General features: G+C 63.5%; 25 protein-coding genes. 10 read left to right on the top strand and 15 right to left on the bottom strand.

The window, feature by feature from the left end:
* Nucleotides 1-4: 4 nt before the first annotated feature.
* The 3 genes from AC1DYO_RS05870 to AC1DYO_RS05860 all read right to left on the bottom strand — a co-directional run bounded on the left by AC1DYO_RS05870 (nt 5) and on the right by AC1DYO_RS05860 (nt 2516).
* Nucleotides 5-568 (bottom strand): TIGR02281 family clan AA aspartic protease, encoded by a 564-nt coding sequence (locus AC1DYO_RS05870; RefSeq protein ID WP_477261190.1) that lies wholly within the window; start codon nt 566-568, stop codon nt 5-7.
* Between the two features lie 128 nt (nt 569-696).
* A complete protein-coding gene (gene upp, locus AC1DYO_RS05865; RefSeq protein WP_181057379.1) occupies nt 697-1326 on the bottom strand; it encodes a uracil phosphoribosyltransferase in 630 nt (209 codons plus the stop codon).
* Between the two features lie 215 nt (nt 1327-1541).
* Nucleotides 1542-2516, bottom strand: coding sequence for an adenosine deaminase (locus AC1DYO_RS05860; protein WP_477261188.1), 975 nt, complete (start codon nt 2514-2516; stop codon nt 1542-1544).
* A 134-nt stretch (nt 2517-2650) separates the two neighbouring features.
* Between AC1DYO_RS05860 and ubiE the strand changes: the two genes are divergently transcribed.
* The 3 genes from ubiE to coaBC all read left to right on the top strand — a co-directional run bounded on the left by ubiE (nt 2651) and on the right by coaBC (nt 6595).
* On the top strand, nt 2651-3427 hold the full coding sequence (gene ubiE, locus AC1DYO_RS05855) for a bifunctional demethylmenaquinone methyltransferase/2-methoxy-6-polyprenyl-1,4-benzoquinol methylase UbiE (RefSeq protein ID WP_477261186.1): 777 nt from the start codon (nt 2651-2653) through the stop codon (nt 3425-3427).
* 43 nt (nt 3428-3470) lie between these two features.
* Nucleotides 3471-5045: a 2-polyprenylphenol 6-hydroxylase gene (ubiB, locus tag AC1DYO_RS05850; protein ID WP_477261184.1), complete on the top strand. Its 1575-nt coding sequence runs from the start codon at nt 3471-3473 to the stop codon at nt 5043-5045.
* A gap of 80 nt (nt 5046-5125) precedes the next feature.
* Nucleotides 5126-6595, top strand: a complete 1470-nt coding sequence (coaBC, locus tag AC1DYO_RS05845) for a bifunctional phosphopantothenoylcysteine decarboxylase/phosphopantothenate--cysteine ligase CoaBC (protein ID WP_477261182.1) — start codon at nt 5126-5128, stop codon at nt 6593-6595.
* A gap of 27 nt (nt 6596-6622) precedes the next feature.
* Here coaBC and AC1DYO_RS05840 read toward each other — a convergent pair whose 3' ends face one another.
* Entirely contained in the window at nt 6623-7948 is a 1326-nt protein-coding gene (locus AC1DYO_RS05840) for an aspartate aminotransferase family protein (RefSeq protein WP_477261180.1), read from the bottom strand.
* Nucleotides 7949-8045: 97 nt separating this feature from the next.
* Between AC1DYO_RS05840 and AC1DYO_RS05835 the strand changes: the two genes are divergently transcribed.
* Nucleotides 8046-8897 (top strand): LysR family transcriptional regulator, encoded by an 852-nt coding sequence (locus AC1DYO_RS05835; RefSeq protein WP_477261178.1) that lies wholly within the window; start codon nt 8046-8048, stop codon nt 8895-8897.
* A gap of 45 nt (nt 8898-8942) precedes the next feature.
* On the opposite strand, the gene AC1DYO_RS05830 is transcribed toward AC1DYO_RS05835, so the two are convergent.
* From AC1DYO_RS05830 to AC1DYO_RS05790, 9 genes are all read right to left on the bottom strand, one after another.
* Nucleotides 8943-10379: an MFS transporter gene (locus AC1DYO_RS05830; RefSeq protein WP_477261176.1), complete on the bottom strand. Its 1437-nt coding sequence runs from the start codon at nt 10377-10379 to the stop codon at nt 8943-8945.
* A 377-nt stretch (nt 10380-10756) separates the two neighbouring features.
* Nucleotides 10757-11236 (bottom strand): DUF992 domain-containing protein, encoded by a 480-nt coding sequence (locus AC1DYO_RS05825; RefSeq protein WP_477261174.1) that lies wholly within the window; start codon nt 11234-11236, stop codon nt 10757-10759.
* A gap of 89 nt (nt 11237-11325) precedes the next feature.
* Nucleotides 11326-11799, bottom strand: coding sequence for a DUF992 domain-containing protein (locus AC1DYO_RS05820; protein WP_181057387.1), 474 nt, complete (start codon nt 11797-11799; stop codon nt 11326-11328).
* 140 nt (nt 11800-11939) lie between these two features.
* Nucleotides 11940-12500, bottom strand: a complete 561-nt coding sequence (locus tag AC1DYO_RS05815; protein WP_477261171.1) for a DUF4274 domain-containing protein — start codon at nt 12498-12500, stop codon at nt 11940-11942.
* A gap of 168 nt (nt 12501-12668) precedes the next feature.
* Nucleotides 12669-13523 (bottom strand): tetratricopeptide repeat protein, encoded by an 855-nt coding sequence (locus AC1DYO_RS05810; RefSeq protein WP_477261169.1) that lies wholly within the window; start codon nt 13521-13523, stop codon nt 12669-12671.
* Nucleotides 13524-13731: 208 nt separating this feature from the next.
* Nucleotides 13732-14010 carry a 30S ribosomal protein S21 gene (rpsU, locus tag AC1DYO_RS05805; protein ID WP_023671138.1) on the bottom strand — a complete coding sequence of 93 codons (279 nt, stop codon included), beginning with the start codon at nt 14008-14010 and terminating at the stop codon, nt 13732-13734.
* A gap of 176 nt (nt 14011-14186) precedes the next feature.
* Nucleotides 14187-14573, bottom strand: coding sequence for an SET domain-containing protein (locus tag AC1DYO_RS05800; protein WP_477261167.1), 387 nt, complete (start codon nt 14571-14573; stop codon nt 14187-14189).
* Nucleotides 14574-14687: 114 nt separating this feature from the next.
* Complete coding sequence (locus AC1DYO_RS05795; RefSeq protein WP_477261165.1) at nt 14688-15458, bottom strand: SDR family oxidoreductase; 771 nt, start codon at nt 15456-15458, stop codon at nt 14688-14690.
* Between the two features lie 139 nt (nt 15459-15597).
* On the bottom strand, nt 15598-15966 hold the full coding sequence (locus AC1DYO_RS05790) for a YrdB family protein (protein ID WP_477261163.1): 369 nt from the start codon (nt 15964-15966) through the stop codon (nt 15598-15600).
* Between the two features lie 201 nt (nt 15967-16167).
* Here AC1DYO_RS05790 and AC1DYO_RS05785 point away from each other — a divergent pair, with 201 nt between their 5' ends.
* The 6 genes from AC1DYO_RS05785 (at nt 16168) to AC1DYO_RS05760 (ending at nt 22013) form a co-directional block, all read left to right on the top strand.
* Nucleotides 16168-17421, top strand: a complete 1254-nt coding sequence (locus AC1DYO_RS05785; RefSeq protein WP_477261161.1) for a sarcosine oxidase subunit beta — start codon at nt 16168-16170, stop codon at nt 17419-17421.
* A gap of 12 nt (nt 17422-17433) precedes the next feature.
* A complete protein-coding gene (locus AC1DYO_RS05780) occupies nt 17434-17772 on the top strand; it encodes a hypothetical protein (protein ID WP_477261159.1) in 339 nt (112 codons plus the stop codon).
* Between the two features lie 109 nt (nt 17773-17881).
* A complete protein-coding gene (locus tag AC1DYO_RS05775) occupies nt 17882-18178 on the top strand; it encodes a sarcosine oxidase subunit delta (protein WP_477261157.1) in 297 nt (98 codons plus the stop codon).
* Complete coding sequence (locus AC1DYO_RS05770) at nt 18175-21168, top strand: sarcosine oxidase subunit alpha (protein WP_477261155.1); 2994 nt, start codon at nt 18175-18177, stop codon at nt 21166-21168. The genes AC1DYO_RS05775 and AC1DYO_RS05770 overlap by 4 nt, the downstream gene beginning before the upstream one ends.
* Nucleotides 21161-21733 (top strand): sarcosine oxidase subunit gamma, encoded by a 573-nt coding sequence (locus AC1DYO_RS05765; protein WP_477261153.1) that lies wholly within the window; start codon nt 21161-21163, stop codon nt 21731-21733. Before AC1DYO_RS05770 ends, AC1DYO_RS05765 begins: the two co-directional genes overlap by 8 nt.
* Before the next feature lie 52 nt (nt 21734-21785).
* A complete protein-coding gene (locus AC1DYO_RS05760) occupies nt 21786-22013 on the top strand; it encodes a hypothetical protein (RefSeq protein WP_477261151.1) in 228 nt (75 codons plus the stop codon).
* A gap of 122 nt (nt 22014-22135) precedes the next feature.
* On the opposite strand, the gene AC1DYO_RS05755 is transcribed toward AC1DYO_RS05760, so the two are convergent.
* Both AC1DYO_RS05755 and AC1DYO_RS05750 read right to left on the bottom strand, forming a co-directional pair.
* Nucleotides 22136-22369: a DUF680 domain-containing protein gene (locus AC1DYO_RS05755; protein WP_477261149.1), complete on the bottom strand. Its 234-nt coding sequence runs from the start codon at nt 22367-22369 to the stop codon at nt 22136-22138.
* A 193-nt stretch (nt 22370-22562) separates the two neighbouring features.
* Nucleotides 22563-23207: a TetR/AcrR family transcriptional regulator gene (locus AC1DYO_RS05750; protein ID WP_477261147.1), complete on the bottom strand. Its 645-nt coding sequence runs from the start codon at nt 23205-23207 to the stop codon at nt 22563-22565.
* Nucleotides 23208-23270 lie beyond the last annotated feature (63 nt).

Raw genomic sequence — 23270 nt, 5'->3', positions numbered from 1 at the left:
GGCACTACTGCACCAGCAGCAAGGTGTCGTTTTCGACCTGGTATTTTGCCAGCCGCTGCAAAAAGCTCATGCCGATCAGGTTGGTTTGCAGCGCCCGGTCGTCGAGCACCACCGCCTGGATGTTGTCGACGCTGATCTTGCCGATCTGCAGGCGATCGATGTTGACCACGGCGGCCCTGATCGCGCCGTTGGCGGTGTTGACCTGATGGCTGAAATCCGACGGATTGAGCGAGATGCCGATGCGGCGCGCCGTCGAGGTGTTGATCGCCACCAGCGTGGCGCCGGTGTCGATCATGCCGTCGACCTGGCGGCCGTTGAGCTTGAAGGCGGAGGTGAAATGGCCGCGCTCGTCTGCCGCCACCAATACCTTGCGGCCGGTGGGCAGCGGTGCTGCCGGCTTGTCGGGAACCGAGGCGAGGTTCAGCTCGGGCTGCGGTTGCGCGGCCGGCTTGCTGGCGACGGTCGACTTCAGCAGGCCATCGAGGATCTGCGGGTTCGACTGATAGACGATCGGGATCGACGCCGATGTGCCGGCGAAAACGCCCAGAATGAGAAGCTTGCGCAGCATGGATGGACCTTCGTGAAGGGCCATTCTCATGCGAACATGGTGTTTGCCGCTTTAACGCCGGCCGAAACCGCGGCTTTGCGTAAACGGGCGGTAAACGAGGCAGTGTCAGCGGATGCCTTGCGTCGCCTTTATTTGGTTCCGTACATGCGGTCGCCGGCATCGCCGAGGCCGGGCATGATGTAGCCCTTCTCGTTGAGTTGGCGGTCGATGGAGGCGGTGAAAACGGGGACATCGGGATGCGCCTTGGTGAAGCGCTCTATGCCCTCGGGCGCCGCCAGCAGGCACAGGAAGCGGATGTTGGTGGCGCCGCGGCCTTTCAGTTTGTCGATGGCCGCGATCGCCGAATTGGCGGTCGCCAGCATCGGGTCGACGACGATCACCAGCCGGTCGGCGAGATCGCTCGGCGCCTTGAAGAAATACTCCACCGCCTCGAGCGTTTCGTGGTCGCGGTAAAGCCCGATATGGGCGACGCGTGCCGCCGGCACCAGGTCGAGCAGGCCTTCGAGCAGGCCGTTGCCGGCGCGCAGCACCGAGGCGAAGACCAGCTTCTTGCCCTCCAGCGTCGGCGCTTCCATGGTTTCCATCGGCGTTTCGATGGTGGTGGTCGTCAGGTCGAGGTTGCGGGTGACCTCGTAACCGAGCAGCAGCGAGATCTCGCGCAGCAGCCGCCGGAAGCCGGCTGTCGACGTCTCCTTCTTGCGCATGATGGTCAGCTTGTGCTGGACAAGCGGGTGGTCGACGACGGTGACGCCCTGCATGGGTTGCTCCTGAATTTTCTGTGCTTGAAGCAACCCTAGAGCATGATGCCGAAAAGTGTGAAGCGGTTTTCGGGCGACATCATGCTCTATCCCTTTGATTTAGAGCCGGATTCAGATTTTCAGGTCGATAGACCTGAAAATCATCCGGCTCTGCCGACAATGCGCCGGCCAAGGAACCGCTTGGGCGTGACCGGCCACAGTTTTGTCACGGGAAATTACCGCACGGCGGCGTTCAGCCGTGCGAGAAGCGCTGCCTTGGTCTTCCTGTCGATGAAAGCGGCCTCGATCGCCGTGCGGGTTACGGCGGTCAGCGCCTTTTCGGTCATGGCGAAATGCTCGGCGGCAATGTCGTATTCGCGCTTCAGCGAGGTCCAGAAATAGGGCGGGTCGTCGGAGTTGAGCGTCACCTTGCAGCCGGCCGCCTGCAAAGCGGGGAAGGGATGGTCGGCGAAACTATCGAAGACTTTGAGCGCGATGTTGGAGCCGGGGCAGCATTCAAGCACCACGCCTTCGTCGGCGATGCGCCTGACAAGGTCGGGGTTTTCGATGGCGCGCACGCCATGGCCGATGCGCGAGGGGCGGATGTGGTCGAGCGCGGCCTGCACGGTCTCCCACCCCGTTAACTCGCCGGCATGGATGGTGATGCCGAGGCCGGCTTCGCGGGCGATCTCGAAAGCACGGACATAATCCTCCATCTCGCCCATGCGCTCGTCGCCGGCGACGCCGAAGCCGGTGACCAGCGGATTGCCGCAGCGTGCCGCAAAGCGCGCCGCCTGTTCGATGGATTCGACGCCGACATGGCGCACGCCGGTGACGATCATGCGGCCCTCAATGCCGGTCTTGGCTTTGGCGCGGAGCATGCCTTCGCCGAGCGCGTCGGTGTAGGCCTTGGGCGAAAGGCCGGCCCTGACGGCATGGTCGGGCGAGGTGAAGACCTCGGAATAGATGGCGCCGTCGCGGGCAAGGCTGGTCAGATAGTGGTCGGCGAGGCGAGCATAATCCTCCTCGGTGCGGAACAGATCGGCGGAAAAATCGTAAGCGGCGAGGAAGGAGGTGAAGTCGTGCCAGACGAACGAGCCGTTCTGGATATAGGGCGAGCTGTCCTTGCCATATTTCTGCGCCTGGCGAATGACGAGTTCGGGCGCCGCTGCCCCTTCAATATGGCAGTGCAGTTCTGCTTTCAAAGGCATTCAAACATCCCGTCGGTAAGTCCAGGTCTTGAAAACCCGCCACCTGGAAGCGCGGCTGAACACCGCGCCTTAAACAATAGCGCCCGCACCATCGATCGGCTATGGTCCCGCCGGTTTTATGACGGATCAAAATAATGTCAGTTGAGAGAACCACGGCCGCGGGCGGCATGGAAACCTCCTATGGTTTCAAGAAGGTAGGGCCAGGCGACAAGCAGCCTCTGGTCAACGACGTTTTCCACAAGGTGGCGAACCGCTACGACCTGATGAACGACCTAATGTCGGCCGGACTGCATCGGCTGTGGAAGGATGCCATGGTGACATGGCTGAACCCCCCGAAAAGAGTGGGTTGGAAGGTGCTCGACGTTGCCGGCGGCACCGGCGACATCGCCTTCCGCATTGTCGACGCCAGCCATGGCAACGCGCATGCCACGGTCCTCGATATCAATGGTTCGATGCTCAGTGTCGGCCGCGACCGGGCCGAAAAGAAGGGCCTGTCCGCTAACACCGATTTCGTCGAGGCCAATGCCGAAGAACTGCCTTTTGCGGACAGCACGTTCGACGCCTACACGATCGCTTTCGGCATCCGCAACGTGCCGCGCATCGATGTGGCGCTGACGGAAGCCTTTCGCGTGCTGAAGCCGGGCGGGCGGTTCCTGTGCCTCGAATTTTCCGAGGTCGAGATGCCGCTGCTCGACAAGGTCTACGAAGCCTGGTCGTTCAACGCCATCCCGCAGATCGGCAAGATGGTCACCGGCGACGGCGAACCCTATTCCTACCTGGTCGAATCGATCCGCAAATTTCCCAACCAGCAGAACTTTGCCGCCATGATTTCTCGTGCCGGTTTCGAACGCGTTTCGTTCCGCAACTATTCCGGCGGCATTGCAGCGCTTCATTCGGGCTGGAAGCTTTGAGGCAAGACAGTTTGCAGCGAGCCCCCTTGAAGCAGGGTAGGCGATGAGCAGCGTCGGCGCCGCCTTTCGGCTCGCACGGGCCGGCTGGGTGCTGGTCCGCGAGGGCGTCATTGCCGCGCTGCCGGGCGATGAGCTCACCGGCCTGCCGAAATTCGGCTGGCGCATGGCGCGGCTGTTCACCCGCCGCCGCGCGCTTGCCTATGAGCGCAGCGACCGGCTGGCCAAGGCGGTGGTCCGGCTCGGGCCTTCCTATGTCAAGCTCGGCCAGTTCCTGGCGACGCGGCCCGATGTCGTGGGCAACGACATGGCGCTTGACCTCGCCATGCTGCAGGACAAGATGCATACGTTCCCGCAGGCGGAAGCGGTGGCGGCGATCGAAGGCTCGCTCGGGCGCAAGATCGGCGAGCTCTATACCGAGTTCGGCGATCCCGTGGCGGCGGCTTCCATCGCCCAGGTTCATCCCGCGCAAGCCTTGCATAACGGTATTGATACCAAGGTGGCGGTTAAGGTGATCCGGCCGGGCGTGCGCCGCCGCTTCTTTCAGGATCTCGAAAGCTATTTCCTCGCCGCCCGGCTGCAGGAGAAATACATCCCGTCGTCGCGCCGGCTGCGGCCGGTCGAGGTGACCGAGACGCTGGCGCAGACCACCAAGGTAGAGATGGATCTTCGGCTCGAGGCGGCAGCGCTGTCGGAGCTCGGCGAGAATACGAAGGACGATCCGGGCTTCCGCGTGCCGTCGGTCGACTGGGAGCGCACCGGCCGCGACGTGCTGACCATGGAATGGGTCGATGGCGTCAAGATGAATGACATCGCCGGTCTTGCGGCAGCGGGTCACGATCTCAAGGCGATCGCCACCAACCTGATCCAGTCGTTCCTTCGCCACACGCTGCGCGACGGCTTCTTCCATGCCGACATGCATCCGGGCAATCTCTTCGTCGAGGCCAATGGCGATATCGTTGCCGTCGATCTCGGCATTGCCGGGCGGCTCGGCAAGAAGGAGCGCCGGTTCCTCGCCGAAATCCTCTACGGCTTCATCACCCGCGACTATCTGCGCGTCGCCGAGGTGCATTTCGAGGCCGGCTATGTGCCGCGCCAGCACAATGTCGCCGCCTTCGCGCAGGCGATCCGCGCCATTGGCGAGCCGATCCATGGCCAGCCGGCCGAGACGATCTCGATGGCCAAGCTGTTGACGCTGCTGTTCGAGGTTACCGAACTGTTCGACATGGCGACGCGGCCGGAACTGATCCTGCTGCAGAAGACCATGGTGGTGGTCGAAGGCGTGGCGCGCACGCTCGATCCGGCCTTCAACATGTGGAAGACGTCCGAGCCGGTGGTCGGCCAATGGATCGCCGGCAATCTCGGCCCGAGCGGCTTGCTCATGGACGCGCGCGACGGCGCCAAGGCGCTGCTGGCGCTCGCCCGCCAGGCGCCGGACTTTGTCGCCCGCACCGAGCGGCTGTCGCGCGAGATCGATTTTATGGCAGAGCACGGCCTGCGCTTCGACGAAGCGACATCGCGCGCCATCGGCAAGGCCGAAGCCCGCTACACCCGCTCCGGCCGCCTTGCGCTGTGGGTGATCGCGCTGACGCTGGTTTATATCGCCTGGAAGATCCTCTAGCGGCCTGCCAAGAACGGCTTGTCCTGAAATGATTGCATTGCTATCATTGCTTCCAGCGATGTCGAGTAGAGTGCAATCATATGGCCAGCATCACCATTCGCAACCTCGACGACGAGGTCAAGGACCTGCTGCGGCAGCTTGCGGCGGAGAACGACCGCTCGATGGAAGAGCAGGCGCGGGTGATGATCCGTGCCGCGGTCGAGGGACAGCTCGGCCCTTCCGGTCGCATCGACCAGATCGAACAGACGCTGCGCGAACTGGCTGTTGCACGCAGCCCGATAGCGCCGACTGCCGCGGCGAGCAAGGTCGTGTCGCGGGGCAGTCTCTCCGGCAAGCGCATCCTGCTCATCATCGGCGGCGGCATTGCCGCCTACAAGGCGCTCGACCTGATCCGCCGGTTGCGCGAACGGGGTGCTGCGGTGCGCGTGGTGATGACGTCGGCAGCGCAGGAATTCGTCACCACGCTGTCGGTCGGCGCGCTGTCGGCCGACCATGTCTTTACCGAATTGTTCGACCGCAATGACGAGCACGATGTCGGCCATATCAGGCTGTCGCGCGAGGCAGACCTATTGGTGGTGGCGCCGGCCACTGCCGACCTGATGGCCAAGCTCGCCAACGGCCATGCCACCGACCTGGCGTCGACCGTGCTTCTTGCCACCGACAAGAGGGTTTTGCTAGCGCCGGCGATGAACCCGAAAATGTGGTCGCATGCCGCGACCCGTCGCAACCGCGCGACGTTGGCCAAGGACGGCATCGCCTTTGTCGGCCCGGCCAAAGGCGAGATGGCCGAAAGCAACGAGGCCGGCGAAGGCCGCATGGCCGAACCGCTGGAGATTGTCGCGGCGATCGAGGCGCTGCTCGACACCAGGCCGAAGCCGCTGGCCGGCCGCCGGATCATCGTCACCTCGGGGCCGACGCATGAGCCGATCGATCCGGTGCGCTACATCGCCAACCGCTCGTCCGGCAAGCAGGGCCATGCGATCGCGGCAGCACTGGCGAGACTGGGCGCCGATGTGCGCCTGGTCTCCGGTCCGGTCAGCATTGCCGATCCGGCCGGCGTCGCCACGGTGCATGTCGAAACGGCGGCGCAGATGAAAGACGCGGTCGAGCAGCTTTTGCCGGCGGACGCCGCGGTGTTCGTCGCGGCGGTGGCCGACTGGCGCACCGCCGGTACGGCCGGCGAAAAGATCAAGAAGGTGGCGGGCGAGGGGCCGCCGGCGCTGCAGATGGTTGAAAACCCCGACATTCTGGCCGGCGTAGGTCATCACCAGAAGCGGCCGGGGCTGGTCGTCGGCTTCGCCGCCGAGACGCAGGACCTGATTGCCAATGCCGAGGCCAAGCTGAAGAAGAAAGGCGCCGACTTCATCGTCGCCAACGATGTCTCGCATGAAAGCGGCGTCGGCCCCACCGGCGTCATGGGCGGCGATCGCAACAAGGTGCGCATCGTCTCGAAGTCAGGCGTCGAGGAATGGCCGGAAATGACCAAGGATGAAGTGGCGGCGCGGCTCGCCGCGCTCATCGCCGAGCGGCTGAAGACCATCGTGGTCTGAGCCGCTGCAGCGCCCGGCCGTAGGTCCTCACTCCGCGGCGATGCCGGGTGCGCTGGCTGCAAGTCCGGCCTCGATCGATTCCGCAATGATCCGCAGGCCGAGGTCCAGCTCCTGCTCGGAGATGGTCAGCGGCGGGGCGATGCGGAAGACTCCGCCCATGCCGGGCAGCTTGACGATGTTCATGCTCAGGCCACGCCGGAACGCCTCCGCGGCAATCGTAGCGCCGAGCTTGTGGTCGGGCTGCTTGCCGTCCTTGACGATCTCGACGCCAAGCAGCAGGCCGCGCCCACGCACGTCGCCGACACAGTCGTAACGCTGCTTCAGCCGCGACAGGCCGTCGAACAATCGCGCTCCCATATGCCGGGCGCGGTCGACCAGTTTTTCTTCTTCCACCACATCGAGCACCGCCAAGCCCACCGCTGCCGGCAGCGGGTCGGAGACATGCGTGGTGTAGAACAGGAAGCCTTTCTCGTGTGCCGCCTCTTCGATTTCGGCGGTCGTCATGACGGCCGATAGCGGCAGGCCGGCGCCGATGGTTTTCGACAGCGTCAGGATATCCGGGGTGACGCCGTCCCTCTGGAAGGCGAACATATCGCCGGTGCGGCCGATACCGGTTTGTGCCTCGTCGAGGATGAGCAGCATGCCGCGCTCGCGGCACTTCTGCTTGAGCGCCGCCAGATAGCCCAGCGGCAGTTCCAATATGCCGCCGCTGGACAGGATAGGCTCGGCGACAAAAGCCGCCAGGCTTCCCGTCGACTGGCTGTCGATGAGATCGAAGGCGTCGTCGAGTTCGGTCAGCCAGTCCAGTGAGCCGTCGGCATGCCTGAAGCGTGGCCGGAAACTGTTGGGGGCGGGGATGGCGAGCGATCCGGCCGTGGCGGGTCCATAGCCCTTGCGGCCGGCGCTGTAGGTCGCCGACGCCGCAGCACCCGTCATGCCGTGCCAGCTCTTCGAGAAGGCAACGACCTCGTGCTTGCCTGTCACCAGCTTGGCCATGCGGATCGCGGCTTCATTGGACTCGGCGCCGGTCGAAAGCAGCATCACCCTGTCCAGCCCTGGCGCCAATGCCGCGAGCCGTTCGGCAAGTTCGACCACCGGACGCGACAGCATGCCGCTGAAGAGATGCGCGACCTTTTCGACCTGGCGACTGACGGTCGAAACAATCCTGGGGTGAGAATGGCCGAGCAGTGCGCTCATCTGCCCGGAGGTGAAGTCGAGGATGGGCCTGTCGTCGGCATCATAGACGAAGGAGCCGGCAGCGCGCTCGATGATAGCGGGTTCGAAGCTGCCGCCATAGCGGATCAAATGCTTCTGCGCCGACGCCCAGAATTCGCGATCGGAGTTTTTCGACATGCCGCAGCTCCATCAACCGTTGAGGAGAGAAAAATAGCCGATGGCGAGAATGCAGTAAAATTGATAGTAATCGGATTCCGATATCAATGGAATTGATATGCAGGCTCCGCTCGATCTCAAGCTGCTGGCGACCTTCGTGCGTGCGGCGCATTCGGGAACGCTGAGCGCGGTGGCCATACAGGTCGGGCGCACGCAGTCGGCCGTGACCATGCAGATACAGCGGCTCGAGGAGGCGCTGGGCCAGAACCTGTTTCATCGCAGCGGCAGCGGCGTGCGGCTGACCGGCAGCGGCGAGCGTTTTCTTGCCTATGCCGAGCGCATTCTCAAAATCCATGACGAGGCGATCTCGGCGCTGTCCGAGAAGGGCCTGCACGGCTCGATCATTTTCGGCAGCCCGGAAGATTATCTGAGCGCCTTCTTTCCCGCGCTCTTGAAGAGTTTCGGGACGATGTATCCCGATGTCGAGATCAAGGTCGTGTCGGCGCCGACGGTCGAATTGCGGACATTGCTCAACGCGCGCCAAATCGACCTGGCGCTGGTCTCAAATGCGGACGATGCAGAAGGCGTCGTGCGCACGGAAAGGCTGGTCTGGGTCGGCAGCAAGCCGGCGCTCGATCTCTACGAGTTCGGCGACACGGTGCCGCTGGCGCTGTCGGCGTCGAACGCCGTGGACCACAAGGCGGCTTGCGAGGCCATGACCCGCGCCGGACTGCGCTACAAGATAGCCTATGCCAGCAACAGCCTTGCGGGTTTGATCGCGGTGGCGCGGTCGGGTCTGGCGATAAGCGTGATGGCGCAGGAGGCGGTGCCAGCCGACCTGCACATTCTGGGCGCGCCGCTGCCTCAGCTGCCGCGCCTTGGCATTCTCATCGCCTTTGCCGACGCCGAGCGATCTCCGGCGGTCGAGGCGTTTGCCAATCACATCCGCAGCGTGCTTCCGTCTCTTTGAGGCCCCCAGCGGCCGATCAGGCGCGGCCAATGTCGAGCTGTGGCGTCAGCCTGCCGCCACCTGCGGCCGGCCTGCTGCCAAGGCCATCTTCAACGCCGCCAGGCAACCGACAATGCCGAGCGGCACGAAGGCAAGGTACAGCCAGCCAGCGACGTGCGCGGCTGCCTCGCGGTTCAACCCTTCGGAGAAGCCGCTGGCGTTGGCAATGATGCCGGCCATGGCGGCGCCGACGGCGTAGCCGATGCGCTGCAGGGTCGGCACGGCTGCCGACGCGATGGTCTGTTCGCCGTCGCGGGCCGAGGCGACGATGATGCGGGTGAGGAAGGGCCAGGACACGCCGAAGCCGCCGCCTTGCAACAAAGCGCAGAGCAGGATCAGCGGGATCGATCCCTCGGGAATGGCGTAGGCAAAACCGGCGAGGCCGGCCGCGATCATCAGGGCGCCGATGACCAGGATCTGCCTCTCGCGCTCCAGCGGCGCATTGGCGATGGCGATCGACAGGATCGACCAGGCGATCGATTCGGCGGCGATGATGTAGCCGGTGGTCAGGATCGGAATGCCGTGCAGCGTGGTGAGCAGCAGCGGCCCGTAGATCGAAAAAGAGACGGTCGCCGTCGAGAAGGCGGCCACCATGGTCATGCCGCTGCCGACCGGCGAGCGCCATGAGAACAGGCCCGATGGGAACAGCCGTGACCGTGGCTTCATGGCGTCGACGAACACAAACAGCGCGAGGCCGGCGAGGCCGAGAACAAGCAGCAGCGACGAACGCAGCAGGGTGACATCGACGCCGGCGGTGGCGATGAGCACGACGGCCATGGTGAGACAGCCAAGCGCGGCATAGGGGAAGGGCGGCGAGGTGTCGGCGGCGGCTTGCGGTTTCGTCGCTTCCGGTGTGTTGAGCACGATGAAACTGGCCGATGCCATGGCGATGCCGCCAAGCACGAAGACGCCGAAGGCCCAGCGCCAGGACAACAGCTCGACCATGATGGCGCCGAGCATCGGGCCGCTGAAAGCGGCAACGCCCCAGATCGCCGACATGATGCCGAACAGTTGCGGCCAGATGTTGCGGTCGAACAGCCGCTCGACCGAGACGAAGGCCAGCGACACCAGCGCGCCGCCGCCGAGCCCCTCGACCAGACGGCCGGCAAGAAACACCGGCATGGAGGGCGCGGTGGCGCAGATCAGCGCGCCGGCGGCATAGAGCAGAGCGGCGACCGTCACGTTGGAGCGCAGTGCGACATAGCTTACCAGCCGCCCGGCGGCAGCGCCGGCGACGATGGCGCCGAGCTCATAGACCGCCAGCGACCAGCCGACGAACTGCACGCCGGCAAGGTCTCCGACCATGGCCGGCATCACCGTCGCCACCATCGTCTCGTTGGTGGCGTGCAGCAGTATGCCAAGGCTGATGAAGCAGAAGCGCGCGAGATCGCCGCTTGCCCATAATGCCCGCCAGTCGACTTTGTTGCTGGTGATTTCAGTCATCATTCCTACCCTGCCTTGCATATCTCTATGTCGGCGCATGGCACCAGAAGCCAGCGAGGGTTTCCGGAGGGGCCATGGGCGCCGTTTCAGTCAGGGCAGGCTTGTAAAACCTCAACCGTGGTTGAGTTCAAGCGGCTTTTTCGAAATGCCAAAGCCTCGCAGCTTCGTCATCCACGGGCGGAGCAGCCGCGAAGCGGCGTCGCGAAGACCCGAGGATCCATGCCGCGGCCTCAGAGCGCTGCCACGGTGCAGAATTCTGATCTGCTGTACCCTTCGCGGAGATCACGGCATGGATCCTCGGGTCTGCGCCGCGTCGCTTCGCTCCTTGCTCCGCCCGTGGATGACGAAGCGATGGGTGCCGCCTTCATCGTGCCAAATCAGTTCTCGGTGCTGCGCAGCTGGAACTGGCTGACGCCGATGGCGATGTTGATGCCGGTCTGTGTCTGCAGGCTGAGCGGCTGCAGCGTGAAGGCCTGCGAGGAGCCGCCGACCAGGAGATTGGCGCCGGCGCCGACCGCCGCCGTCACTTCGGCGCTGGCGCCGATATAGTCACCGGCCAGCGCACCCGGCGCATAGATGTTCTTCAGCGGCGTCAGCACCAGCCACTGCATGACCGTCTGCTTGGTGGTGCCGATATCGAGCCCGTATTTGTTGACGGCGCCGAAATAGGCTTCCGGCGAAAAGCTCTTGTCGGCCGGCGTGAAGGTGCAGCTCAGATCCTTGCTCGAGCCGAAGATGAAGCCGGTGCCGCCACCGATGGCGCAATCGAGAACGCCGAGTTCGATGCCCTGGTCCTGCGCCCGGGCCTGGCCAGCAAAGGCGGCGATGATGGCGGTGGCGACGATGGTCTTGAGCACGGTGGTTCCCCCAAAAAGCATGCGGCGCGAAACAGTAGCCTGTTCCGCGCCGCGCGTAGAGGGATCAGTCGGTGCTTATTTGCCGATGCCTACTTGAACGAGTGGATCAGTTCCAGCGAGGTCACGGCGACCGCCACGTTGACGCCGGTCTGTGCCTGGACGCTGAGCGGCTCCAGCATGAAGGCGCTGTCGAGGCCGCCGACCAGAAGGTTGGCACCGCCACCGGTCACCACGCTAGCCTCTGCATTGACGCCGTAATAGTGGCCGGCAAGGTCGCCCTCGTCATGGCTGCGGGTGGCGGCCAGAACCGCCCACGCCAACTGACCTTGATGGGTCTGGCCGACATCCACGCCCAGCTTGGAGATCATCCCCGTGTACTGCTCGGCCGGCCCATGATGATAGGGGCGGAATGTGCAGGCGACGCCCTTGTTCGACGTGACAATGTAGCCGACGCCGCCATCTATGGTGCAATCGAGGGTGCCCAGCCGGAGCGTGCCGGCGTTGACGGGAGTGGCAAGAGCGGTGGCGGCGAGTGCCGCGGCACAGATGATTTTCTTGATCATGGGTCAGTCCTTTTCGAAAATTGCCTTCAACAACGGTTGAATGGCCCGGAGCGTTCCGCTGAAAACTTGGCGCGATCAAGGCGAGGGTTAACGCTTTGCCCTCGGTGGTTAAGATTGGGGGATGGCGTGTCGGCCAGAGTTCAGTGGCGCCACAGGCGAGAAAGCGTCGACCAGGCCTTGTCCAGGGGGCCTGGGTCCGGCAGGTCGACCAGCACCGTGCCATGGAAATCCTCGGGATAGCGCCGGTAGAAGTCGATGTCGTTGACGATCCGCCGGCCGCGAAGGGCGCGGCGCATATCCGGATGCGGTTTCAGCGGCGAATTGGCCAGCTGAGCGGCTTTCTCGACCAGCTCGTCAAAATCCTGCTCGACGAGATCATCCACGGCGTAGGCGATTTGAGACCTGACATAGCCATTGGCATTGATGCGCTGGGCAATGAACTTCAGCATCTCCCAGACCGGCTCCTGGGAACCATCCGTTCCGCCGTTCTCCGCGGCCAGGATGAGATAATAGGCCGGCTGCCCGAGCCAGAACATGGTCAACGCCGTGGCCTTGTCGCATTGCGGCTGGCGCGCGATCCAGAACAGCGGGTCGATGTCCCAATCCCAGTTGAAGTCGAGCACCGCCCGGTGCCAATCGTCGGGAGAGGCTGTTTCGAGCCAGGTGATGTGTTGCTGGACCTGGAGTTCGTTCTCGTCCATCGCGCTGCGGTTCCGATGATGCCGACCTTGTCGATTCTCGGCTTCCATCCTGGCACGCAAAGATTGCGATTTTGCTGCGCGGGCCGCTTTGCGGCGGCCTGCACAGGGAAGGGAATACTGTCGGATAAAACGTTGCCGGCGACGACTCGCGCGGCCAACCGGCTAGAATCAGCCGGCGGTGGCGCTCGACGTGCGCGACAAGCCATCCTTGGCCGGCTGGTAGGTCGGGTCGAGATGGACGGCTTCGCGGTAGGCTTTCGACGCCTTTACCTTGTCGCCGCGGCGCTCGTAGATCAGCGCCTGATTGGCCCAGGCTTCGGCGTTCTTGCCGTCGAGCTTGATGGCCATGTTGAAGTCGGCGAAAGCGTTGTCCTCGTCGTTCATGGCGAGATAGGAGAGGCCGCGGCCGTTATACGGTTCGGCGGCATCAGGCGCCAGCGAGATGGCGGTCGAGAAATCCTCGATGGCAAACTTGTGCTGGCCCTGGCTCTGATAGATCAGGCCGCGATTGTGGTAGGCGCGGGCATCGGTCGTGTCGAGCTGGATCGCCTTCTGGAAATCGTTGAAGGCCTGCTGGGTCTGGCCGGCCTTGCGATAGAGGTTGCCGCGGCCGATATAGGCGGCGTCGTAGTTCGAATTGATCTGGATCGAGCGGTTGTAGTCGGCAAGGGCGGCCGCCTGGTTGCCGAGGAAGCGCTGGATCAGCGCCCGGTTCGAATAGGCCTGGTAGAAATTCGGATTGAGCTGGATGGCGGTGTCGAAATCCTTCAGCGCCGCCTGGTACTGGCCGCCACGGCCATAGGCGGAGCCGCGCACATTGTAGCCTTCCGGATCCTGCGGATTGCGCTGGATCACCGCCGACAGCGAGGAGATGTTCTCGGTCGAGCCTTGCGCCTTGTCGATGTTGTTGAATTCACCGGTCGGGACGCTCTGGCAGCTGGCAAGCAACAGGCCGGAGATCAGGGCTGCCGTCAGGGCCAAACCGCGCATTGGGGTTCTGCGCTCTACGCTGATTGCGTTCATGTCTGCCCTGTCCTCACTTCAGCCGCGTCGCTCGGTCCAGGTCCCCCTCCGGGCCGGGTCACAGATTGTCGTAACAAAATCTAGAGCGTCGTTTGCGCGTTCAAGGGAACGCCTTCTAACAAAAAGGCGGCGCTCTAAACAAAAAGGTGGCGGCGATTCCGCATCGCGCCACCTCAGAGTATCCTTTGAAAAGGACGAAAAATTGGCGTCAGAACCGCGGCGGGCGCGGAGCACCACCAGGACCACCGGCGGCGCCAGCAGCGACCGGGCGCGGGGTCATCGGCAGCAGGCCTTCGCGCTGGGCGCGCTTGCGGGCCAGCTTGCGGGCGCGGCGAACGGCTTCGGCCTTTTCACGGGCGCGCTTCTCGGAAGGCTTCTCGTAATGGCCGCGCATCTTCATTTCGCGGAAAATGCCTTCGCGCTGCATCTTCTTCTTGAGAGCGCGAAGCGCCTGATCAACGTTATTGTCGCGGACGAGTACCTGCACGGGCAATCCTGTCTTTCGGGTTTGATATCAACAGGCAAGCGGCCATAGCCACATGCCTCCGCAGCGATTTACACCACGAATTGTGGCGGCTGATAGCAGAATCAGGCCGCGCTGTCCACACTCGAAATGAAGGACAACCGCCAATTTGCCATGGTCGCCCCGAGATAGGGCGCCAACTAGGCGCTGGCCAGATGAAGCCGGGCGAAATCCTCGAAGAATTCGCCGTAGTCGCAGGTGATTTCCTCGCCGGCTGATATGTCGCGGGTGGCGGTGGCGCCGCCATATTGCGAAAAATCGGTGTTCGGACGCTCGGCATGGTTCATGAAGCGGCCATTGTCGACCTCATAGACCATGAAACCGGGGCGGTCCGGGCTTGGATAGGCGTAACGGTCGAGCAGTTCCCTGAGATGCGGGGGTGCCGCCTCGTATTTGTCCATCGGGATCAGCCGGTCGAAATCCAGGTCGAGCCGCCAGATCGGGGCGCCTTTCCTGATAGGCTCGGCGGCGAACACGCCGACGCCTTCGATTGCGCTCTGGGCGACATAGGTTCTGATCAGCAGCATGTCCGTCCTCGAACAGGAGTCTCACTCGAAACCGAATCGCCAAATCGTGTGGAAAAAGCAAGTCCGGTTTCGAGCTCTATGACTGATCGGCGCGGGCAATGACCGCGAAATGCTTCACGTCCGGGTGATCGAGACGCCGCCATCGGCAAACAGCGCCGATCCGGTGGTGAAGCTCGACGCATCCGAAGCCAGAAAGAGCGCCGCGCGGGCGATTTCTTGCGGTTGCGCCATGCGCTTCAGCGCGTGCAGGCCTTCGACGAAAGCCAGCACCTCGGGACCGGCACCCGGTGCGTTGGTGATGCTTGCCGGCGTGTCGGTGCCGCCCGGTATCAGCGCGTTGACCCGCACGCCCCTTGCGCCATATTCGGCGGCCAGCACCTTCGTCAGGCCGATCAGCCCGGCCTTGCTGGCGCCATAGCCAGTCATGCCGGGCATGCCGACGGTGTGGCCGACGAAGGTCGAGGTGAAGATCAGCGAGCCGCCGCCACGCTCGACCATGGCCGGCAGCTGATATTTGGCGCCGAGGAAGGCGCCGGTCAAATTGGCGTCGAGCGTCTCGCGCCATCCCTCCAGCGACAGTTCCGAGACCGGACCCGTCTGGCCGACCGAGCCGGCATTGTTGAAGGCGATGTCGAGCCCGCCGAATTTTCCGACCGCCAGTTCGACAAGGGCCTTGGCATAAGCCTCGTCGCGGACATCGCCGGCAAGCGCGACAGCCGTGCCGTCGGCGTCCTCGATTTCGGCCACCAGCGCCTCGAGCTCGGCCTGACGGCGGGCGGCGACGACGACCCTGGCGCCTTCCTCGGCAAAGAGCTTTGCGGTGGCGCGGCCGATACCGGAACTTGCGCCGGTGACGATGGCGACCTTGTTGGTGAGTGCGAACATTTTCTGCATCCTTTTCTTCGCTGCGCCAGCCTTGCCGGCGTTCGGATGCTTGGTCGCAAATCGAGGCGGCATGAGCCACCCGATACGTGCGCATTGTTCGGCTTGCCGAATTGGATGATGGCGGTACAGACCGCCCGGACTATTGCTTCAACAACCAGCCGAGGCGGTCGAGCGAAAATGCGTAGCTGATGGCGATGAGCAGCGTCATGACGACGCCCGTGGCCGTGTGACCGGCGGCATAGAATCCGGCTGCACCGCCAAACAGGATCACCAGTTCAAGCACCAGCCGCATTGCGCCCGGCACAGGCACCGGCGCGCGTCCGGACCGGCTTGGGTCGTCGCGCACCGCGAAGGTTCCCCACAGCACAGCTGCAATGAACGGCAAGGCCAGAGCGAGGAGCCAGCGCCACCATCCGCCGGAGAGGCTCCAGCCGGCAATGCCCAGGCCAAGCAAAGCGGCAAGTTCCAGCAGGAAGCGCAACGTCAGATTCCACCAGGCGTTGCCCATATCCGTCCTCCAGAGTCGCGCGATCGCCAGTGTGGCCGAACGCAGCCATGGCTGCCAGCCCGGACAGGTCTTTTTCGCCACGGCGCAAAACGGCAAGCGCCGTCGCAAACAGCGCAAGGGTGGAAGCGCGGTTTCGCTAGTGATACACCTCGCGCGCCGGGGCCGAGTGAACGCCCTGCCGCCATTTGCGAGGCTGGAACGTTGAAAAAATATTCGGTATTCGCCATCGCCCGCGAGGCCATGCGCGGCCACAAGGGCTGGGAGGAACAATGGTCCTCGCCGGAGCCGAAGAAGGAATACGACGTCATCATCGTCGGCGCCGGCGGCCATGGCCTGGCCACCGCGTACTATCTCGCCACGGTGCACGGCATCACCAATGTCGCGGTGCTGGAAAAGGGCTGGCTCGGCGGCGGCAACACCGGCCGCAACACCACCATCATCCGTTCCAACTACCTCTATGACGAGAGCGCTGGCATTTACGACCATGCGCTGAAGCTGTGGGATGGGCTCAGCCAGGAGCTCAACTACAACGTCATGTATTCGGCGCGCGGCGTCATGATGCTGGCGCACAATGTGCACGACATCCAGGTGCTGAAGCGCCATGTCCATGCCAATCGTCTCAACGGCATCGACAATGAATGGCTGACGCCTGAACAGGCGAAGGAATTCTGCCCGCCGCTCAACATTTCCAAGCAGGCGCGCTATCCAGTGGTCGGTGCTGCCTTGCAGCGGCGCGGCGGCACGGCGCGCCATGACGCGGTGGCCTGGGGCTATGCGCGCGGCGCTTCGGCGCGCGGTGTCCACATCATCCAGAATTGCGAGGTCACCGGCGTCAAGCGCGCGGCCAATGGCGCGGTCATGGGCGTCGACACGACACGCGGCTTCATCGGCGCCAAGAAGGTCGGCGTGGTTGCCGCCGGCCATTCCTCCGTCATCATGAACATGGCCGGCGTGCGGATGCCACTGGAAAGCTATCCGCTGCAGGCACTGGTGTCGGAACCAGTCAAGCCGGTGGTGCCCTGCGTGGTGATGTCGAACACGGTGCACGCCTACATCTCGCAGTCCGACAAGGGCGAACTGGTAATCGGCGCCGGCACCGACCAGTATGTCTCCTATTCGCAGACCGGCGGCCTGCACATCTTGCAGCATACGCTCGACGCGATCTGTGAGATGTTCCCGATTTTCACCCGCATGAAGATGCTGCGTTCCTGGGGCGGCATTGTCGACGTGACGCCCGACCGCTCGCCGATCCTGGCCAAGACGCCGGTATCAGGCCTTTACATCAATTGCGGCTGGGGCACGGGCGGCTTCAAGGCGACGCCCGGCTCGGGCCATGTCTTTGCCCACACCATTGCCAAGGACGATCCGCACCCGATCAACGCGCCCTTCACCATCGAGCGCTTCCGCACCGGCCGCCTCATCGACGAGGCAGCTGCGGCGGCGGTGGCGCACTAGGCTGTGGTCGACATGACCCGAAAGCAAAATGGTTTCTTTCTCAAGGCGGGGGCGGCCGGGGTCGCGACATTTTTTGCGGCAGCTGGAATCAATGGCCTGATTTCCTTTTCTGGCCATGACAATTCGGCTTTTCAAAGCGTTCTGCAGGCAGCAATGCCATTTATAGTGTTTCCGACTTTTATCTCGCTAGTGTGGTTCGGCATAATGCCAAGGGCGGGAACAATGATGTATCTGGCGGGAATGTTTGATAGTCCCAGATACAGATACATGTACACTTGGGATTTATATCGCTTTGTGTTTCTTATCATCGACAATCCAAAGGTTATACTGAAGGAACGGGGCGGAAATTGATTTGTAAGCCAAACTCCGTATCAGCCGGGCAACTGGGTCATCCCGGTGTCGATCGGCCTTGTCGAATGCTTGTCAGCAGCTGCTGCGGTGGTCCGTTGAAGGGAAAAACATGCTGTTGATCCGCTGCCCCTATTGCGAGGAAGAGCGTCCGGAGCTCGAATTCCGCAACGCCGGCGAGGCGCATATTGCGCGTTCGGCCAACATGGCCGGCGAGAGCGACGACGACTTCGAAAAGTTCTTCTTCATCCGCTCGAACCCCAAGGGCATCATTTATGAGCGCTGGCGCCACATTCATGGCTGCGCGCGTTTCTTCAACGCGGTGCGCGACACCGTCACCGACAAGTTCGTCATGACCTACAAAGCCGGCGAGCCGAAGCCGTCCAAGCTGCCGGGAGTTGTGAAATGAGCGGCGCGTTCCGTATTCCCCGCGCCGGCCGGCTGAGCCAGGCCAAGACCGCGCGGTTCTCCTTCGACGGTCAATCCTATACCGGCATCGAGGGCGACACGCTGGCTTCGGCGCTGCTGGCCAATGGCGTCCATCTCGTCGGCCGCTCGTTCAAATACCACCGTCCGCGCGGCTTCCTGTCGGCAGGCGCCGAAGAGCCCAATGCGCTGGTGGAGATCAAGCGTGACGATGCGCGCAAGGCGCCGAACATCCGCGCCACCGTGCAGGAGCTCTATGACGGGCTCGTCGCCAGCTCGCAGAACCGCTGGCCCTCGCTTGCCTTCGACGTCGGCGCGGTCAACGACATTGCATCGCCGCTATTCTCCGCCGGCTTCTACTACAAGACCTTCATGTGGCCAAAAGCGGCGTGGAAGAGCCTGTACGAGCCGAAGATCCGCGCCGCGGCGGGTCTTGGCGTTTCGCCTGACAAGCCCGATCCCGACCACTATTCGTCACGCTATGCGCATTGCGACGTGCTGGTGCTGGGCGGCGGTGCGGCCGGCATTGCGGCAGCCTTGGCTGCGGCTGAAACCGGCGCGCGTGTCATCCTCGCCGACGAGCAAGCGGATTTCGGCGGCAGCCTGCGCTTCGAGACCGGCGCGAAGATCGATGGCCAGGACGGTTATGCCTGGGCGCAGGACGCGATCGTGAAGCTCAAGGCCATGGACAATGTCCGTGTGCTCTCCCGCACCACGGCCTTCGGCTATTACGCGCAGAATTTCGTCGGCCTGGTCGAGCGCGTCAGCGACCATCTGCAAAGCCCCGGCCACGATCTGCCGCGCGAGCGGCTGTGGCAGGTCCGCGCCAAGCGTGTGGTGCTGGCGACAGGCTCGATCGAGCGCCACATGGTGTTTGCCGACAATGACCGTCCCGGCATCATGCTGGCCTCGGCGGCGCGCATCTATCTCAATCACTATGGCGTTGCTGTCGGCAAAAATGTCGGTGTCTACACCGCCAATGACTCGGCTTATGCGGCGGCGATCGACCTGAAGAAGGCGGGTGTCAATATCGCGGCGATCGTCGATCTGCGCGACCATCCGACCGGACCGGTGATCGACGAGGCGAGGGCGCTCGACATCGAGGTCAATTTCGGCCGCGCGGTAATCCGCGCCGGCGGCAAGCTGCGCGTGACGTCGATGACCGTGCAGCCGAAGAATGGCGGCGGCGAGCGCACCATTCCGGTCGACGCGATCCTGATGTCGGCCGGCTGGACGCCGTCGGTGCATCTGTTCTCGCAGTCGCGCGGCAAGGTCGCCTTCAACGACGAGACCAAGCGCTTCGTGCCCGGAATTTATGCGCAGGACTGCGTCTCGGTCGGCGCCTGCAACGGCACGGACGGGCTGGCGGCGTCGATCGACGAGGCCTATGCGGCCGGCGCCCAGGCGGCGAAGGATGCCGGCGCCAAGGCAGCCAAGGGCACGAAGCCCAAGGTCGATGCATCGGAAAGCTGGTCGCGCGGCATGCTGGGCGCGGCGCCTGGCGCGGGACCGGACAAGACGGTCAAGGCCTTCGTCGATTTCCAGAACGACGTCACCGCCAAGGACATCCGCCAGGCGGTGCATGAGGGCATGCGCTCCATCGAGCACGTCAAGCGCTTCACCACCAACGGCATGGCGACCGACCAGGGCAAGACGTCCAACATGCACGGCCTGGCGATTGCCGCCGAGACGCTTGGCAAACCGATCCCCGAAGTCGGCCTGACCACCTTCCGCGCGCCCTATACGCCGGTCACCTTCGGCGCGATCGTCAGCCATTCGCGCGGACCGTTGTTCGATCCGACACGAAAGACGGCAATCCATCCCTGGGCCGAAGCGCAGGGCGCGGTGTTCGAGGATGTCGGCCAGTGGAAGCGTGCCTGGTATTTCCCCAAGACGGGCGAGGATATGCATAAAGCGGTCGACCGCGAATGCGTCGCGGTGCGCAGCAATGCCGGCCTGTTCGACGCCTCGACGCTGGGCAAGATCGAAGTGGTCGGGCCGGACGCGGCCAAGTTCATGGAGCTGCTCTACACCAATCCGTGGGAGAAGCTGGAACCCGGCCGCTGCCGCTATGGCATCATGCTGCGCGAGGACGGTTTTATCTATGATGACGGCGTCGTCGGCCGGCTGGCGCCCGATCGCTTCCATGTGACGACGACGACAGGTGGTGCGCCGCGCGTCATGAACCACATGGAGGATTATCTCCAGACCGAGTTCCCGCATCTCAATGTCTGGCTGACCTCGATCACCGAACAGTGGGCGGTGATCGCGGTGCAGGGGCCGAAGTCGCGCGACATCATCGCGCCCTTGGTCGAAGGCATCGATATGTCGGACGAGGCGCTGCCGCATATGTCGGTGCGCGAAGGCAAGATCTGCGGTGTGCCGACAAGGCTGTTCCGCATGTCGTTCACCGGCGAGCGCGGCTTCGAGGTCAACGTGCCGGCCGACTACGGCCAGGCCGTCTGGGAAGCGCTGTGGGCCGAAGGCCAGAAGCATGGTGCTGCCGCCTACGGTACCGAGGCCATGCACGTGCTGCGCGCCGAGAAGGGCTACATCATCGTCGGCCAGGACACGGACGGCACAGTGACGCCCAACGATGCCGGGCTCGAATGGGCGGTCGGCAAGAAGAAGGCCGACTTCGTTGGCATCCGTGGCCTGACGCGGCCTGACCTTGTCGCCAAGGGCCGCAAGCAGCTGGTCGGCCTCAAGACCAAGGACCCGAAAGTGGTTCTGGAGGAAGGCGCGCAGATCGTCGCCGATCCGAAGCAGGCGATCCCGATGAAGATGATCGGTCACGTGACGTCGAGCTACTGGTCGGAGAATTGCGGCCGCTCGATCGCGCTGGGGCTGGTCGCTGGCGGGCGCGACAGGATGGGCGAGACGCTCTATGTGCCGATGCCGAACGGGGTGATCGAAGTGGAGGTTACCGGCATGGTGTTCTTCGACGAGACAGGAGGGCGTCTCAATGGCTAAGGCTGCTGTGAAAACCAGTGCATCGTCGGCCGAGCGCCGCCCGGCACAGGCCGGCCGCAGCGTGTCGGCGAAGAACGTCAAGGTCGAGGTGCTGCCGCCAGCGGAGCGCATGTCGCTGCGCGCGCCGGAGGCTTCGGTTGCCGCGCTGTCGAAGGCGCTCGGGCTGGCCTTGCCGAAGAGTCCGAAGACGTCGGCGTCGAAGGCTGGCCGCACGGCGTTGTGGCTCGGGCCGGATGAATGGTTTGTGATCGACGAGGCTGGCAAGGATCTTTTGGCCGACTGCGCCAAGGTGACCGCGCTGCATTCGGCAGTCGGCATCTCGCACCGCAACGTCGCTTTCGCCGTCACCGGCCCGGCGGCCGCTGCCGCGATCAATGCCGGCTGCCCGCAGGACCTATCGCTCGAGGCGTTTCCGGTTGGGGCGGCGTCGCGCACCATTCTCGGCAAATGCGAGATCGTGCTGCTGCGCACGGCCGACGACGCCTTTCGGGTCGAGTGCTGGCGTTCCTTCTCCGACTATGTCTTTACTTTCCTGTCGGAAGCAGCCAGCGACGCGGCGGCGTAGGAACGTTTGACGCGCAGGCTCGTTCTGCTTCTCTCATCAGGGAGAAAATACGATGCCGTCGAAAGCGCCGCCGAAGTCAGCTGGCAAGACGTCCGCCGTGCGCTCGCTCGAACATGAGCAGCGTCACGCGGCGAGTGCCGAAGAGGAGCTCGAGGAAGGTCTCGAGGACACGTTCCCGGCCAGCGACCCGGTGTCGATCACCGCAACGTCCATTTCCGGTGCGCCGGCAAGACCGGGCAAGGCCAAGACGGTGCCGGGACGCAAACCGCGGAAGAAATAGCCTCTTCGCTACGCCCAGGCTTGAACTCAGGAAAGCCGGCCTGCGCTGAGGGAAAAACGGGCGGCCGGGATTATCCTGCCGCCCTCAATTGTTGTGCTGTTCGGTAGTCGAGCTTAATCAACTTAGAACGTGCTCGGCACGATCCACGGGTCGATCTCGATGCCGAGGCGCGGGCCCTTGGCCTTGACGTCGGACTTTTCGACCGAGCCGGTCACGCCGCAATCGAGCTTGGCATGGGTCTTGGTGTCGACGCAGGTGGCAGCCGGGGCCTGCTTGGCCGAATGGTTGTCGCCAGCGGCGAAAGCCGAACCGGAAAGCACCAGCACGGCGGCGAGGGCGAGAAGGGTCTTGCTCATGTCAGTCTCCGTCGGTTAAATTGCTTTCGTACATGTACGATACAACGTACAGATACGTCCGAGGAAACGGGTTTTCAAGTCAGAAAACGTACATGTACGACTTTTTTTTGAACATCGAAAATTGCGGCGTGCTGACACAGCCGAAGCTGTCAGGCCGAACGTTCAATTGGAGCGGCGGGGGAGACCCAGGGGGTCAGCAGTTGACCGGGAACTTGGTCAGCGGTGGCACGTCCTGCGTGGTGAGCGAGGCAAGGGTGGAATCGCACATCCGCCTCACGAAAGCCTCCGGATCGCCAAAGGGGTAGAACGGAAAGGTAATGAGCAACGAGATGGTGCCGTGGCCGACCGCCCACAACATGGTGGCGATGGCACGCGCATCGCCGTGCAATTTGCCTGCGGCGACGCAGGCCTCGACCCTAGAGATCAGCGCTTTCATCGCCGGGTTGCCCTCTTCCATGTCCTCATAGCTTCTGCCCTCCGGCAGCTTGGTCTTCTCGGTCATGAAGACGGTGCGGTATTCGTTGGGGTTGCCGAGGCCGAAGGCGGCATATTCGGTCATCACTGCCTTCAGCGCCTCGATCGGGTCGTCGGAGGGGTGCGCCTCGATGTTGCGGGCAAGTGTTTCGAACGCATCCTCGGCCAGCGCAAACAAAATGTCCTGCTTGTCGGCGAAGTAGGAATAGACCGACATCGGGGCATAGCCGACCCGGTTGGCCAGCTTGCGGATGGTCAGGCCTTCATAGCCCTCTTCCTTGACGAGCTTGTGGGCTGCGTCGAGCAGCTCGGAACGCAGTTCGGCCTTTTGTTTTTCGCGGCGTTTCTGGACGCTCAGCGGCACGTGAGTCTGCCTTCATGTGGTGGGTGTTGGCTAAATTATATACGCTGTACGGAAACGGACAAG

The organism is Mesorhizobium sp. P2_F5 (genome assembly GCF_056403715.1).
The sequence above is the reverse complement of the archived record's forward strand: the minus strand, read 5'-3'. Positions and strand labels throughout refer to the sequence as shown.